The organism is Sphingobium baderi (assembly GCF_001456115.1).
GTDB lineage: Bacteria > Pseudomonadota > Alphaproteobacteria > Sphingomonadales > Sphingomonadaceae > Sphingobium > Sphingobium baderi_A.
Genome location: NZ_CP013264.1, coordinates 686,290 through 701,773, shown reverse-complemented (window position 1 = coordinate 701,773; position 15,484 = coordinate 686,290). Strand labels below are relative to the sequence as shown.

General features: G+C 63.4%; 9 protein-coding genes. 2 read left to right on the top strand and 7 right to left on the bottom strand.

The features are described from left to right. Positions 1–10 precede the first annotated feature (10 nt). The gene (mutS, locus tag ATN00_RS03580) at positions 11–2,620 is read right to left on the bottom strand and encodes a DNA mismatch repair protein MutS (RefSeq protein WP_197413662.1); all 2,610 of its coding nucleotides are present in this window, start codon (positions 2,618–2,620) and stop codon (positions 11–13) included. A 164-nt stretch (positions 2,621–2,784) separates the two neighbouring features. Between mutS and ATN00_RS03575 the strand changes: the two genes are divergently transcribed. Beyond that, positions 2,785–5,046 carry an NADP-dependent malic enzyme gene (locus tag ATN00_RS03575; protein WP_062062223.1) on the top strand — a complete coding sequence of 754 codons (2,262 nt, stop codon included), beginning with the start codon at positions 2,785–2,787 and terminating at the stop codon, positions 5,044–5,046. Positions 5,047–5,146: 100 nt separating this feature from the next. On the opposite strand, the gene ATN00_RS03570 is transcribed toward ATN00_RS03575, so the two are convergent. From ATN00_RS03570 to ATN00_RS03555, 4 genes are read right to left on the bottom strand one after another with little or no spacing between them, the layout of a single operon-like run. Continuing rightward, complete coding sequence (locus ATN00_RS03570) at positions 5,147–6,142, bottom strand: aromatic ring-hydroxylating dioxygenase subunit alpha (protein ID WP_062062221.1); 996 nt, start codon at positions 6,140–6,142, stop codon at positions 5,147–5,149. 13 nt (positions 6,143–6,155) lie between these two features. Continuing rightward, positions 6,156–7,034 (bottom strand): Rieske (2Fe-2S) protein, encoded by an 879-nt coding sequence (locus ATN00_RS03565; RefSeq protein ID WP_062062218.1) that lies wholly within the window; start codon positions 7,032–7,034, stop codon positions 6,156–6,158. A 3-nt stretch (positions 7,035–7,037) separates the two neighbouring features. Continuing rightward, the gene (locus tag ATN00_RS03560; RefSeq protein WP_062062215.1) at positions 7,038–7,640 is read right to left on the bottom strand and encodes a malonic semialdehyde reductase; all 603 of its coding nucleotides are present in this window, start codon (positions 7,638–7,640) and stop codon (positions 7,038–7,040) included. Between the two features lie 5 nt (positions 7,641–7,645). Further along, entirely contained in the window at positions 7,646–9,934 is a 2,289-nt protein-coding gene (locus ATN00_RS03555; RefSeq protein ID WP_062062212.1) for a TonB-dependent receptor, read from the bottom strand. 212 nt (positions 9,935–10,146) lie between these two features. Here ATN00_RS03555 and ATN00_RS03550 point away from each other — a divergent pair, with 212 nt between their 5' ends. Further along, positions 10,147–10,845, top strand: a complete 699-nt coding sequence (locus tag ATN00_RS03550; protein ID WP_062062209.1) for a GntR family transcriptional regulator — start codon at positions 10,147–10,149, stop codon at positions 10,843–10,845. Positions 10,846–10,890: 45 nt separating this feature from the next. Here ATN00_RS03550 and ATN00_RS03545 read toward each other — a convergent pair whose 3' ends face one another. Both ATN00_RS03545 and ATN00_RS03540 read right to left on the bottom strand, forming a co-directional pair. Beyond that, positions 10,891–11,967: an NAD-dependent epimerase/dehydratase family protein gene (locus ATN00_RS03545; RefSeq protein ID WP_062062207.1), complete on the bottom strand. Its 1,077-nt coding sequence runs from the start codon at positions 11,965–11,967 to the stop codon at positions 10,891–10,893. 270 nt (positions 11,968–12,237) lie between these two features. Further along, positions 12,238–15,483, bottom strand: a complete 3,246-nt coding sequence (locus ATN00_RS03540; protein ID WP_062062202.1) for an efflux RND transporter permease subunit — start codon at positions 15,481–15,483, stop codon at positions 12,238–12,240. Between the last annotated feature and the right edge of the window lies 1 nt (position 15,484).

The following is a 15,484-nucleotide window of genomic DNA, read 5'->3' as shown; positions in this document are numbered from 1 at the left end:
TGTCTGTTATCTAATGCTCGTCCCGCGCTGCCGCCAGTTGTTTCAGCCGATATATGTGATCGAGCGCCTCGCGCGGGGAAAGGGCGTCCGCGTCGATGGCGTCGATGGCTTCGCGCAGGGGATCGGCGTCTGCCTCCTCCTGCGCGGCAGCGGCGGCGAAGAGGGGCAGGTCGTCCAGCCCCGCCGCGATGCCGCCGGTCTTGGCCTTGCCTGCTTCGAGACGCGCGAGGACGTCCTTCGCCCGCTTGAGCACGGCGGCGGGAAGGCCCGCAAGGCGCGCCACGGCAAGGCCATAGCTGCGATCGGCGGGACCGTCGGCCACCTCGTGCAGCAGAACCAGATCGCCTTTCCACTCCCGCGCGCGGACATTGTGGAGCGACAGGGACGACAATGTCTCCGCCAGCCGGGTCAGTTCATGATAGTGGGTCGCGAACAGGCAACGGCATCGATTGACCTCATGCACCGCCTCCACCACGGCCCACGCCAGCGCAAGGCCGTCATAGGTCGAGGTGCCGCGCCCCACTTCGTCCAGGATGACGAAGCTGCGCTCCGTCGCTTGTGAGAGAATGGCGGCGGTTTCCACCATTTCCACCATGAAGGTGGACCGCCCACGCGCCAGATTATCCGATGCGCCGACGCGGCTGAACAGGCGATCGACAAGAGTGAGCCTGGCCGCCTGCGCTGGCACGAAGGCGCCCGCCTGCGCCAGGATCACGATCAGCGCATTCTGCCGCAGGAAGGTGGATTTACCGCCCATATTCGGCCCGGTGACGAGCCACAGCCGGTCGCTTTCATGGAGGCGGCAGTCATTGGCAACGAAGGGCTGCCCTTCGCGCCGCAACGAGTCCTCCACCACCGGATGCCGCCCCCCTACGATGTCGAGGCACGGTCCCGCGCCGTCGTCCGCCACGAAATGGGGCCGCTGCCAACCGCCTTCCGCTGCCCGTTCAGCGAGCGCCGCCGCTACATCCAGCCGAGCGAGCGCATCAGCGGCGCGGGCAATATCGGCCTTGCGTGCCAGCGCAGCGGCGATCAGTTCCTCCAGATGCGCGGCTTCGGCCGCCAGCGCATGCGCGCCCGCCTGCGCGACGCGCCCCGCTTCCTCATGCAGGTCGACCGAATTGAAGCGCACCGCACCGGCAAGCGTCTGGCGATGGGTGAATCCGCTATCGGGCTGCATCAACGCGTCGGCGGCGCGGGCAGGCACTTCGACATGATAGCCCAGCACGCCATTATGCCGGATCTTGAGCGAGGAAATGCCGGTCTGCTCGCGATATTTGGTTTCCAGCGCGGCGATGGCGCGTCGTCCGTCGCCTGCCATGCGGCGCAGTTCATCGAGCGCGGGGTCGTAGCCATCGGCGATGTAGCCGCCATTGGCCGTTTCGGTCGGCGGGCTCAGCACCATAGCGCGGGAAAGGGCATCTACCAGTTCGCCATGCCCATCGAGCGCGGGGAGCAGTTGCGCCAGCAGCACCGGCTGATCGGAAAGCCTGCCCAACCGTTCGCGCAGCAGCCGCGCTTCGCCAAGCCCGTCGCGCAGTTGCCCCAGATCGCGCGGGCTTCCCCGGCCGAGCGCGATCCGGCCCAATGCGCGGCCGATGTCAGGCAAGGCGCGCAGCGCTCCGCGCAACTGGTCGCGCAACATCGCATCGTCATGGAAAAGCTGGACAAGGCCCAACCGCGCCTCGATCATCGGCTGGTCCATCAGCGGCGCGGCCAGATCCTGCGCGAGCAGCCGCGCACCTGCGCCCGTCACGGTGCGGTCGACCGCGCCCAGCAGGCTGCCTGCCCGCGCGCCCGCCATGGTCGCGATGATCTCCAGGCTTTCCCGCGTGGCCGCGTCGATGGCGACATGGGCGCCCCGCGTCTTGCGCTGCGGCGGCGCGAGGAAGGGCAGCTTCCCCTTGCCCGCATGGTCGAGATAGCCGATCAGGCCCCCCATCGCGGCCAGTTCCGCCCGGTCGAACTGGCCGAACCCGTCGAGCGTCGCGACCCCGAACAGGCGCTTCAACGCCGCTTCGGCGCGGCTGCTGGAAAAGGCGGCCCGGTCGAAGGCATGCATGTCGGGCAGTTCGATCTCCGCGCCCTGCGCCACCACCGTTTCGCTCGGCCGCAATCGCGCCAGCTCAGCGGGCAGGTCGGCGGCGCGCAGCGTCATCGTTTCGAACCGTCCGGTGGAGATGTCGGCGGCGGCAAGGCCGATCTCCTCCGATCCCTCGCCGCCCACGCTGGCGATCGCCACCAGCATATTGTCGCGCCGTGCGTCGAGCAACGTTTCCTCGGTCAGCGTGCCTGCCGTTACATAGCGCACGATGGCCCGCGCCACGAGCGCCTTGCTCCCCCGCGCCTTGGCCTCCGCCGGGGTTTCTGTCTGTTCGGCGATGGCGACGCGATGCCCGCCCTTGATCAGCCGTGCCAGATAGCTTTCCGCGCTGTGCACCGGAACGCCGCACATCGGGATCGGCGCGCCGTCATGCTCCCCCCGGCTGGTGAGCGCGATGTCCAGCGTGGCGGCGGCTGCCTTCGCATCGTCGAAAAACAGTTCGAAAAAATCGCCCATGCGATAAAAGAGCAGGCAATCCCGCGCTTCCGCCTTGAGCGAGAGATATTGCGCCATCATGGGCGTTGCCTGGGAAGCGGAGTTATCCTTCGATGCGCGCATGTCTTGCGGATAGCGGCAACGGGCCGCGCAGGAAAGAGCACGAAAAAGACGTTTCTCGCGCTTGCCCACAAGAGTGCGTTGCCGCTAGGGCGGAGGAGATCAAAGCCGGAGATAGTGGGACGATGACAGACAAGTCGAATGTGGAGTTTTCGGAGCGCGAGGCGCTGTTCTTCCATTCGACCGGGCGTCCCGGCAAGATCGAGATCATCGCGTCCAAGCCCATGGCGACGCAGCGCGACCTTTCCCTTGCTTATTCGCCCGGCGTCGCGGTGCCGGTGCGCGCCATCGCGGAAGATCCCTCCACCGCCTATGACTATACGGCCAAGGGCAATCTGGTCGCTGTTATTTCCAACGGCACGGCGATCCTCGGTCTCGGCAATCTCGGCGCTCTCGCGTCCAAGCCGGTGATGGAGGGCAAGTCGGTCCTCTTCAAGCGCTTTGCCGATGTCGATTCCATCGACATCGAACTCAAGACCGAGGATGTCGACCGTTTCATCGATGCGGTGGAGCTGATGGAGCCGACCTTCGGCGGCATCAACCTTGAAGATATCAAGGCGCCCGAATGCTTCATCATCGAACAGACGCTCAAGGAGCGGATGAACATCCCGGTCTTTCACGACGACCAGCATGGCACCGCGATCATCGCGGCGGCGGGGGTCATCAACGCAGCGCTGCTGACCGGGCGCGAGATGAAGGACATGAAGGTCGTGGTGAACGGCGCGGGCGCGGCCTCCATCGCCTGCACGGAGCTTATAAAAGCGCTGGGCGTGGCGCACGACAATGTCATCATGTGCGACAGCAAGGGCGTGATCTGGCAAGGTCGCACCGAGGGCATGAATCAGTGGAAGTCGGCCCATGCGGTGAAGACGGACGCCCGCACGCTGACCGAAGCCATGAAGGGCGCGGACGTGTTCCTCGGCCTGTCGGTCAAGGGCGCGGTGACGCCGGACATGGTGAAGCATATGGCCGACAAGCCCATCATCTTCGCCATGGCGAATCCCGATCCGGAAATCACCCCGCCCGAAGCGAAAGCGGCGCGGCCCGACGCCATCGTCGCGACGGGTCGTTCGGACTATCCCAATCAGGTCAACAACGTCCTGGGTTTCCCCTTCATCTTCCGGGGCGCGCTGGACGTGCGGGCGACGACGATCAACGAGGCGATGAAGGTGGCCGCCGCGCAGGCCATCGCCGAACTGGCGCGCCAGCAGGTGCCGGAGGAAGTCGCCAAGGCCTATGGCAAGGCGCAGATTTTCGGTCCTGAATATATTATCCCCGCTCCCTTCGATCCGCGCCTGATGGAACTGGTGCCTTCCGCGGTCGCGCAGGCGGCGATGCATACCGGGGTGGCGCAAAAGCCGATCGCGGACATGGCCGCCTATCGTCATTCCCTGAAAGCCCGGCTCAATCCCACGACCTCGGTGCTCAACTCCGCCTATGAAACGGCGAAGGCCAATCCCAAGCGCGTCGTATTCGCCGAGGCGGAAGAAGAAGTCGTGCTGCGCGCGGCGATCCAGTTCCGCGAAATGGGCTATGGCATTCCGGTGCTGGTGGGGCGGCAGGACGTCTATGACAAGCTCAAGGCGCTGGGCGTAGGTGATCCGGAGAGCTTCGAGTTGCACAACAGCGTCAATTCGCCGCTGGTGCCCGAAATGGTCGACATCCTCTATGGCCGGCTCCAGCGCCGGGGCTATCTGCGCCGCGATTGCGAGCGGATGGTCAACCGCGACCGCAATATCTTCGGCTCGCTATTGCTCAAGATGGGGCATGCCGAAGCGATGATCACCGGCGTCACCCGTCCCTATGCCCAGACGCTGCGGGAAGTGAAGCGGGTGATCGATCCGGCGGCGGGCCACACGCCCTTCGGCATTCATATCATGGTGTCGAAAAGCCAGACCGTATTCCTTGCCGACACCACGGTCCATGAACGTCCCAGCGCGCAGGAACTGGCCGATATTGCTGAGGGCACGGTAGCTGTCGCCCGTCGCATGGGACATGATCCGCGCGTCGCCTTTCTCTCTTATTCCAGCTTCGGCAATCCGCCCGGCAGCTTCCTGGAGAATGTTCGTGACGCCGTCCAGGTGCTCGACGAGCGCAAGGTGGATTTCGAATATGAGGGCGAAATGGCGCCCGATGTGGCGCTCAACCCCGCCGTGATGAAAAGCTACCCCTTCAGCCGCCTGTCGGGTCCGGCCAATATCCTTGTCATGCCGGGGCTTCAGTCGGCCAACATCTCCGCGAAGCTGCTACGCGAACTGGGCGGCGCGTCGATGATCGGGCCGATGCTGGTCGGCATGGAAAAATCGGTGCAGATCGCGACCATGGCGTCCAACGCCTCGGAATTGCTGACGCTGGCCGTGCTGAGCGCGGGCGGTATCGCGCTGTAGGGCGCGCTGCCGCTTGCCCGATGGCGGGCGCGCCTGGCATGGGCGGCAGTGTCAGGAAGAATGGAACCGATCGTTCATATGGCTGGCGGCACGGACATAGTCAGACGCGCCTGACCTTCAGCACCTCCGCGACATCGTTGCCGTCGAGATAATCTGGCATATAGGCGAAATCGCCAGCCTTCTGCCGCTCGACCAGCGCATTGTAGCGGCTGCGAAAATGCAGGCCAGCGGCGTCGAACCGGGTTGAGAAATCGGCCTTGCCTGGGTCATTCAGATAGCGCGGGTTCTGCGGGTCCAGCATGGCTTCGTCCTGCGCGGCCACCGTCGGCCCGGTCCGGGGCCAGGCGCGGCGATAGGCCGGCGAGTCGCATTGCTGGATGCCAAACACCACGCTGGCACGGGTCATGAAACGGGACTCGGGTGTATTGCTCTGCATCAGCGGCATGGAGGGCGCGGCGCTATAGTGCGAATGCAGGAAGCATACGCCGCTGCGGATGAAGACATGGGTGAAGACATGCTGGTCCTGGAAAGGCGCGGTGATGCCCAGCACGTCCCGCTGATAGTCCGACGTCTGTTTGTTCCGGATCGTACGGATCATCGTCACCGTTTCGGATGTCGATTCGAAACGGACCGTATCTTCGTCCGAATCCTCCGGGCCGGAGAAGTTGCGATGGACGAAATCGATATGGGTGAGGTCCAGTATATTCTCCAGCACCAGCTCGTAGGTGCAGTGGAAGAAATTGGTGTCCCGCGCATAGCCGGGTTGCAATCGGTCGCGCGGCAGGAAGGGGATGTCGGGCATGAAGGCGTCATCCGCCTCGGCCGGATCGCCATGCCATATCCACGCGAAGCCGTAACGGGCGATCACCGGGGCCGCCGGACCCGAAGCGCTGTCGCGGTTGGCGACGATCCCCTCGCCGGTCCTGCGGATGATATAGCTTTGCGAATGGATCATGCGGCGGATGGGCATTCTGCCCAATTCGGCCAGATGCACCAGCGGGAACCAGGCATGGCTGAGCGCGAAACTGCCTGGTGTCCAGGGAACCTGTCGGGACGCGGCCGGGTCGGGCGCGGTGGCATCCATCGTCATGGTCATGGCATCGATCCTCTCAAACAGCCGACAACGCCTGCCAGTCGGGCAGGGCAGCGACACGGGTGCGGGCGACGGCCTCTACATCGAGCGACGGGCGGATGCCGATGGTAGCCGGCTTGCCCCTGGGACCATCGGTCGCCCAGCCCGCTAGCCGCACCTGCGTCACCATCGCGCCTTGCGGCGTGGCGGCCAGGAAGGCAGCTGCGATCATAGTGTCCGCTTCGTCCCGTAACGTGACATGCGTGGCGGCTGTTCCGGCAGCGACGGTAACGCGCAGGGTGAGCGGCGGGCTGGAAGGCAACCGGTCAAGGCGCTTGCCGGACCAGACCGCCCCGAATTCGCTCACTATCGCACTTTCCTCCCGGCGCGGATCGCCCCAGCGAAAATCGTCGAGCAGGCGTATCCCGCCGATAGACAGCAGAACGCCGGGCCGGTCCAGCATCAGTGCCGCATACATGGCGTGTGGACAGGGCAAGGCGCGCGCATGCCGGGCCGTGGGCGCATCCATCGTGGCCGATGGCTCGTTCCCCACGTTCCCTCTGTCGCCGGTCCAGACGAAAACGAAGCCGTCGACGATCCGGGTGGCAAAGGGGCGGACACCGAAATTGCCGGGCACCTTTTCCTGCGCTGAGAAATTCGGGATGGCTCGGCACTTGCCGCTGGCCCCTTCGTAACGCCAGCCATGATAAGGGCATTGCACCAGTCCCTCCGCCGTCACCACGCCCAACGACAGTGGCGCGCGCCGGTGGGCACAGCGATCCTCCAGCGCGGCGACTGCGCCGGTGCCATCGCGGAACAGTACCAGCGCCAGATCGCCGACCTTGACCGCAACCGGCCTGCTGGCCGGAATGTCCGCTTCATGAGCTACTGCCCACCAATAGGGTCGCGCTGTCATGGCCTAGAGTTCCACGCAGGCCTGTTCATAATCGAGCCGGGGATTGCGAGGGAACAGGCCCTCCGGCGTGCCATGACCGATATTGCACAGGAAGTTGGATTTCCAGCCCCGTTCCGCCAGTAATTCCCGGTCCACCCCTTCCAGGTCGAAGCCCGACATGGGGCCGCAGTCGAAGCCCAGCGCCCGCGCCGCCATCATGAAATAGGCGCCCTGGAGCGTTGAGCTGCGAAAACCCACCTCGGCGATCAGCGCGTCCTTGCCCGCGAAGGTGGCGCTCATGTCGCGCGAGGGGAAAAGCTGCGGCATTTTTTCGTGGAATGCCATGTCCCAGGCGATGATGACCGTGCAGGGCGCGCTCATCACCTTGTCGACATTGCCGGGAAAGACGAAGGGCTTCAGCCGTTCCTTACCCTCTGCCGTATGGACGAAAAGGAAACGGGCGGGATTGGTGTTGGCCGTGGTCGGACCCCATTTCGACAGATCGTATATGGCCCGGAAATCCGCCGGCGACAGCGTTTCCTGCCGCCAGCTATTATGTGTCCGCGCCTCTGTAAAAAGCTGTTTCAACGCTCCGCCGTCCAATTGCAACGCCCGCTCCCCTTTCATTTGGTTCAAATGCCCCCGAACTTCTTCTTGAAGCTGATGCCGAAGGTGCGGGGATCGCCGGTTATGAGATAGTTATAGCCGATCGACGACTCCAGATTGCTGGCGATCTCATAATAAACCTTGTCGGTCAGGTTGCGGCCGAAGATCGCGACCTCGGCATCCCATGCCTTGATCTCATAGCTGATGCGGCCATTGACCAGCGCATAGGCTTTTTGCGTAACCTGGCTGACAGTTGGCGTTTCGGGCACCAGTTCGATCTTCGAGCGATAGCTGCCGTCGAGCTGGAAGGCCAGATCGCCCGATTCCAGTGGCACGACATAACGGCCGCTCAGGCCCGCCGTCCATTTGGGAATGCCGAAGCTTTCGTGCGACCGGTCGCCTGTCGCGGTCAGGAATCTCTTATATTTCGCGTCGGTCAGGCCAGTCGATCCGCTGAGGGTGAAGTCGCCCAGATGCAGGGTCGATTCCAGTTCGAACCCCTGAATCCGTCCGCTTGCGGCGTTATTGACGAAGGTTTGCGGCCCGCCCGCGGTCGCTACCGATGCGGAACGCTGGATGCCCTTATAGTCGTCATAATAGGCCGCGAAGTTGAGGCGCAGCATCCGGTCGAACAGGTCGGACTTGAAGCCCACTTCATATTCGGTGACTGTTTCCGGATTGAAGGAGGAAAAGCCCTCGATCGTATTGCGGCCTCGCAGGTTCCAGCCGCCCGTGCGATAGCCGCGTGCGATCTTGGCATAGGTCAATATGCCTGGCGCCGCCTTGTAATCGAGCGAGACCAGCCAGGACGGGTCGGAGAATGTCGTACTGAACTTGCGCGGACATTGGCTGTTGGGCCCACCGGCGATCGTGCTGGCATAGCCGCCCTTAGGCACGGCGCACAGGCCCGCTGTGGTGTTGGCGACGATGAGCTGCCGGTCGTCCACCGAATAGCGCGCGCCCGCCGTCAGGCGCAGGCCGGTCGCCAGTTCCGCCGTCACCTGCCCGAACCCGGCATAGGTGTTGTTCCGCACCCGTCCGTCGGTGACCGAAGGATTGGCTGCGCTCAGCATCGGAAGGGCCACGGAGGGGGAATATTCGCGGCCCGATTCCAGGCCCATATAGACGCCGGCCACCCATTGCAGGATGCCGGTCTTGCCCAGCACCTGCCATTCCTGACTGAAATAGCCATCCTGGGGCGTCAGGCGCTCGGCGGAGATGATGTCGAATGGCGTTCCGTCGGCGTCGCTGTAATTCGCCCGCTTGAGATGCTGGTATCCGGTGATCGACCGGAAACTGATATCGTCGGTGATCTCGAAATTGAGGTCGAGACCCACGCTCCAGGATTCGAAGAAGGAACTGGTATTGCCCAGCACCCCGCTCTTGTACGGATCGCCCCCCACATAGGAGGCAAGAATGCCCGATGCCTCGGTCAAGCCTTCGGCAGTCAGCGGCAGGCCCAGTTCCAGGGCGACCTCCGCGACGGCGTTGCCGCCCGGTATCGCGGTCGGCGCGAGACCGGCAAGCTTCACGATCGGGCCGTTGTTCGATCCGCGCTGATAGCTGCCGCTGACCGTCGCGGTGATGCGGTCGCCCAGCTGGGCCTTCAGCTTGGCGCGCAGATAGGTGGAATTCTCGTTCGCAAGATCCTGGCCGGCGGCATTCTCGCCATAGCCGTCATGTTCGCGATGCTGCGCCACCACGCGCAGCGCCACATCCTGTCCGAGCGGCACGTTGGCGATGCCGATCAGCTCCCAGGCATTATAATTGCCATAGCTCGCCTCGACCGAAGCGCCCATCTGGTCGGTCGGATCGTTGGAATAGATGCTCATCGCGCCGCCGGTCGTGTTGCGGCCATAAAGCGTGCCCTGCGGTCCGCGCAGCACCTCGACCCGTGCGACGTCGACCAATGCGTTGCGTAGGCCCATCGTGCGGGGATAATAAAGATTGTCGACATAAATGCCGACCGATGGATCAACCGTCAGCAGGATGTCGTTCTGCCGCTGGCCACGCAAGGACAGGTTGAGCGCCTGGGGTTCCGAAGCGGATTCCTGCAGGAACAGGTTGGGCACCTGCTGCTGCACGTCGGCGATGCTCTGAACCGATTGGCGTTCGAGGGCCGCGCCGCCGATCGCCGTCATCGAAATGGGCACGTCCTGCACATTTTCCGCGACCTTGCGCGCGGTGACGACGATGTCGTCGCCAGCGGGCCGTTCTATTGCGGGCTCGTCCTGAGCAAAGGCCGTGCCGGCCAACGGCAGCAGCATGGCCGCGATGGCGCAGCCGGACAGATAGGTTGCGGTTGGATGGCGCATTTCAATTCTCCCCTTTTCGAGCGTCCGATGTGTCCCGGGATCGCACTCGATCGACATGGCGGCGCATGGACTGGCGCCGATTGGCGATTTAATCGAACTGATCGACGATTTCGTCAAGAAAAAAATATGATATGTCAAATCAAAGATAATTGATCCACTTGACGGCAAAACGGGGCTGGCGAGGAGGCGGTGTCCATGCTAGCCAAACCAGCATGACGCTCCTTGAAAGCAACCAGACCCTCAAGGCCTATGACCGGCTGCGCGCCGAATTATTGTCCTGCCGGCTTGAGCCGGGCGACCGCATCAACGTATCCACCTATTCCCAGTCGCTGGAGGTCAGCCCCGGTGCGGTGCGGGAGGCGTTGTCGCGGCTTATTGCGGAAGGGCTGGTCAAGTCGGAGCAGAACCGGGGCTTTCGCGCCGCCGATCTCGCGATCGAGGATTTCGTCAAAGTGACGGAGGCCCGCACCGCGATTGATTCCCTGTGTCTGCGCTCTTCGATGGAAAGCGGCGATGTCGAATGGGAATCGAATCTGCTGGCGGCTTGCCATCGCATGGAACGGCGACTGGAGGCGCTGGACGGATCGCCTGCGGCCGACGATCTGTTCGCCGAAGCGCATAGCGCCTTCCACAAGGCGTTGGTCGCCGGGTGTCAGAATGAATGGCTGCTATGGATGCACGACCTTCTCTATGCACAGGCTGCGCGCTACCGGCAGCTCTGCATGCCGGTAGCGCAGGACAAGCCCCGCTTGCACGCCTTCCAGGGCGAATTCATCACCACCGTTCTGGCGCGCGACGGCGACCGGGCGATCGCGCTGCTTCAGGATTATTACGGATCGGCGCGAGATATCGTCATCGATGCGCTCAAGCAGAGCGGCCAGCTCAAGCTCGTATCCGACGCCAGAGCCTGATCGGCGTCCGGTAATCCATAGGGCGCCCTTCCCCCCCTTTGCCGCTCACCCGGCTGGCGGCAGCAGGCCCTGTTCGCGCCAGCGCCCGATCCAATATGCCATGCGCTCTTCGGTATCCATGCAGTCGGTAAAGCCGGCCTGCCGCAGCCGGACCGTGCTGGTCAGCATCGTGCGCTGGCAATTGCCCAGCAGGAAGTCAGCCAGCGCCCCGGATTCGCCCAGGAACGCCATCACGTCTTCCGATGCCCTCAAGCGGTGCTGCCGGACGATGTCTGCCCAGATGGCCCCCCGATTCTGGATATAGGCGCGCACCGACATGGGATCGTGTCCAGCGGGCGTGATGCCGAAGATGCGCGCGAGATGCGGCCACATGTCAGGCCAGGCGTAAACGTCGCCATTGGCGATATTGAAAGTCGCGTTGCAGGCCGTGGGCGCCATGGCCGCCCACTCGATCGCGCGGGCCAGCAGATCGACGTCGATCACTTCCATGATGCCATGATTGTCCGCAGCGCCCGGGAAAGGTAGATTCAGCCCTTCGGCCCGCCGGATCGCGGCGAACACACCGATGGCAAGGAAGGCGTTCAGATTGCCGCCCGGCCCGCCGCCGGCGATGGAGGGACAGCGAAACACCGTCCAGCGCAGCGTCTTGCTGGCGCGGGCGCGCAGATGATCTTCCTGCCGGAAGTAGAAATCGTCGATCGGCGGGCGGGCATGCGATTCCTTGAGCGGGACCGGTATGTGCCAGCCGGGCACATGCGGGCCATAAGCCTTCGTGCCGTGCACGACCGTCACCTGTTCCAGCCCCGGAGCATGGTCGATCAATGCGTCAAGCAGGTTCGCGAACATGGCGCCGTTGCGTTCCGCGTGCCTGGGGTCGGACCAGCTGGCCACCAGATCGCCCGGCGTTTCGTTGACGGCGGCATAGACCAGATGCGTCGCATCCGGCAGCGACGCCGCGAGCGTGCGGCACGCATCCGCATCACGCAGGTCGATCGGCAGGAATGTCGCCCCGGGAATGTCAGCGAACGGCTTGTTGCGGGACAGGCCTATGACGTCCCAGCCGCTGGCTGCAAACTGGCGCGCGGCGGCATGGCCGACAAAGCCCGAAGCGCCTGCGACCACCACCTGTCTCTTTGTCCGCGCTGCCATGGAAAGCTTAGTAAAGGATCAGGCTCGCCAGACAAGTGGCAAGGCGGTTGGCTGAATCTGTCCAGCGGTGTCGGCTGAAGTTCTTTGAACACCCCGAAGCCGATCATGGCGAGCAACGAAGCGGCGATGGCAAGTCTTATATCAAGGTTCGATTTGTAGGAGCCGCTTGCCGCGCGTTCAGGCCAGAGGCCGCAGCGGCGCGTGTTCCAGACACGAGGGCGCAGATTGCGCCCTCGCGCCAGTTCAGGGTTGCGGCTGTGGTGATTCTGATCCCTCCAGCAGAGGATGAGGTTCATCATCCAGATTCTCATCGAGTGGCATTTCGCGGCGGCCCCATCGCGCATAAAGCGTCGGCAGCACGAAAAGCGTCAGCAGGGTAGCCGAGATAAGGCCGCCGATAACGACCGTGGCGAGGGGCTTTTGTACTTCCGCCCCCGCTCCCGTGCCCAAGGCCATCGGTACGAAGCCAAGGCTAGCTACGAGTGCGGTCATCACCACGGGGCGCAGCCGCTGGATAGCGCCGGTGCGGGCCGCCTCTGCCCGATCCACGCCCTTTCGCATCAGCTCCTGGATAGACGACACCATGACGAGACCGTTCAGCACCGCGATGCCGGACAGCGCAATGAACCCCACCGCCGCAGAGATGGAGAAATCCATGCCCCGAAGGAACAGCGCGAGCACGCCGCCTACCAGCGCCATCGGCACACCGGTGAACACGATCGCCGCATCCCGGGCAGACCCCAAGGCGCCGTAAAGCAGCATGAGGATGAGGATGAAGCAGGCCGGGATCACGAGTTGCAGCCGCTCGCGCGCGGAGGCGAGATTTTCGAACTGGCCGCCCCATTCCAGATAGGCGCCCGCGGGAAGGCGAACCTCCTTAGCGATGGCTGCCTGGGCATCTCCGACAACGCTGGAAATGTCGCGGCCCCGCACATTGGCCTGCACCACGACCCGGCGTTTGCCATTTTCGCGGCTGATCTGATTGGGACCATCCACGACCTGGATGTCGGCGACACTGGCCAGCGGCACAAACTGGCCATTAGGCGCCGACAACTGCACCTGTTGCAAGGCACTGAAGTCCGCCCGCTGAGCGTCGGTCAGGCGGATAACGACCGGGAAGCGCCGATCACCTTCGAAGATCACCCCGGATTCCCGACCGCCCAGAGTGGCCGTGACAATATCCTGCACATCCTGTGCCGTGACGCCGAGGCGCGACATCGCGTCGCGATTGACCCGAATGTCGAGCATCGGCAGGCCGGTCGTCTGCTCGACTTTCACATCGGCTGCACCCCGGGTCCGACGAAGAACGCTGGCGATCTTCTCGGCGGTGGCATTCATGCTGTTGAAGTCGTCGCCGAACACCTTGATGGCGATGTCGCCGCGAACGCCAGCGATCAATTCGTTGAACCGCATCTGGATGGGTTGCGTGATCTCATAGGCATTGCCCGGGAATTTGCTGAGATTCTTTTCAAGGCGCGCGATCAAGTCTGCCTTGCTGAGGCCGGGATCTGGCCACTTGCTGCGCGGTTGGAGAATCACGAACATGTCGGTGGCGTTGGGCGGCATCGGGTCCGATGCCAGTTCGGCGGTGCCGGTCTTTGAGAAGACGAACTTCACTTCCGGCTGCCTTGCCATCATCTTTTCGATGGGCACCTGCATCGCTTGGCTCTGCTGAACCGATGTCGCCGGGATACGTAATGCCTGGATCAGCAGGTCGCCTTCGTCGAGCTGGGGCAGGAACACTTGGCCCAACGACATGAAAGCAGCGATGGCCACTACGAAACCGCCGATCCCTACACCAACAGTCAGCGTGGGCTGGCCCATGGCCCTTTCCAGGCCGGGTTCATACCGCTTGCGTAGCCAGCCCATGATGCGGCCTTCCTTCTCGTCGATGCGATTGGAAAGCCAAATGGCGATCGCCGCGGGAACGGCGGTCAGGGAAAGGACGAAGGCGAAGGCCAGCGCGATGATGACGGTCAGCGCCATCGGCACGAAAGTCTTGCCCTCGACCCCGGTGAGGGTGAGCAGCGGCACATAGACGAGGATGATGATCGCCTGACCATAGACTGAAGGGCGGATCATCTCGCGGGCGGCGGACGCCACGGTTGCCAGTCGCTCCTGGATGGTGAGCAGGCGGCCTTCATGGTGCTGCCGGTCGACCATGCGCTTCAAGGCGTTTTCAACGATGATGACCGCACCGTCGACGATCAGGCCAAAGTCCAACGCGCCAAGGCTCATCAGGTTGGCCGAAACGCCAAAACGGAGCATCCCGAAGCCCGTCAGAAGCATGGTGACCGGGATCACGGCAGCCGCGATCAGGGCGGCACGGAAGTTGCCGAGCAGAGCGAAGAGTATGACGATAACGAGCAGCGCGCCTTCACTGAGGTTCTTCGCGACCGTCTTGATGGTCGAATTGACTAACGCCGTCCGGTCGAGCACTGGCTGCACGATGACATCTGGCGGCAGGGACGCATTGATTTCCTGCAACCTGTCAGCAACTGCGATCGCGACGTTGCGGCTATTTTCACCGATCCGCATGATGGCGGTGCCGACGACAACTTCAGTGCCATTCTCCGATGCCGAGCCCATGCGGATGGCCTGACCGGTCTTTACCGTAGCCACCTGGCCGAGGGTGATCGGCACGCCCTCCCGGGTCGCGACGACGATGTGCGAAAGCTCATTGGCGTTGCGGATCAATGCATCGGAGCGGACAGCAAGGCCTTCGCCATTGCGATCGACAAAGCCGCCGCCCACGCTGGTGTTATTGCGCTCCAATGCCATGCCGAGATCGGTCAAGGTAAGGCCGAGCGTGGCCAGCCGCTGGACGTCGGGAACAACCTGAAACTGCTTCAGATAGCCGCCGATCGAATCGACGCCGGCCAAGCCCTTGGTGTTCTTGAGCAGCGGACTGACGATCCAGTCCTGCGTTGTGCGGAGATAGGTCGCCTTGTCGACATCGCTGGTCAACCGCTCGCCTTCCGGCGTGATGTAGCTGCCGTCCGGCTGCATGCCTGGCTCGCCAGGCAGATGCTTGTCGTCCCTGCGATGTTCGAGGCGGACGGTCCACATATAGACCTCGCCCAAACCCGTGGAGATCGGACCCATTTCCGGGTTGACCCCCTCGGGCAGATTTTCCGCGACGCCGCTCATCCGTTCGCCGACTTGCTGGCGCGCGAAATAGATATCCGTGGATTCGTCGAAAACGGCCGTGATCTGTGCAAAGCCATTACGGCTGAGCGACCGGGTATTTTCAAGGCCCGGAATGCCCGCGAGAGCGGTTTCGATCGGAAAAGCTACCTGCTTTTCCACCAATTCGGGCGAAAGGGCGGGTGCGCGGACATTAATTTGCACCTGGTTGTTGGTGATGTCCGGCACCGCATCGATCGGGAGTTGGTACAGGGCGACGCCGCCGATAACGGCGGCGATGGCGGTCAGGAGCAGGACGAGCCAGCGCCTGTGAACCGCCCAATTGACTATGGAGGCGATCACA

What these genes read in the sequence shown, in the direction of transcription:
- ATN00_RS03560 (WP_062062215.1), bottom strand. Translation starts at nt 7,640, where the DNA reads ATGAAAGGGGAGCGGGCGTTGCAATTGGACGGCGGAGCGTTGAAACAG.
- ATN00_RS03550 (WP_062062209.1), top strand. Translation starts at nt 10,147, where the DNA reads ATGACGCTCCTTGAAAGCAACCAGACCCTCAAGGCCTATGACCGGCTG.
- mutS (WP_197413662.1), bottom strand. Translation starts at nt 2,620, where the DNA reads ATGATGGCGCAATATCTCTCGCTCAAGGCGGAAGCGCGGGATTGCCTG.
- ATN00_RS03570 (WP_062062221.1), bottom strand. Translation starts at nt 6,142, where the DNA reads ATGACCATGACGATGGATGCCACCGCGCCCGACCCGGCCGCGTCCCGA.
- ATN00_RS03565 (WP_062062218.1), bottom strand. Translation starts at nt 7,034, where the DNA reads ATGACAGCGCGACCCTATTGGTGGGCAGTAGCTCATGAAGCGGACATT.
- ATN00_RS03575 (WP_062062223.1), top strand. Translation starts at nt 2,785, where the DNA reads ATGACAGACAAGTCGAATGTGGAGTTTTCGGAGCGCGAGGCGCTGTTC.
- ATN00_RS03555 (WP_062062212.1), bottom strand. Translation starts at nt 9,934, where the DNA reads ATGCGCCATCCAACCGCAACCTATCTGTCCGGCTGCGCCATCGCGGCC.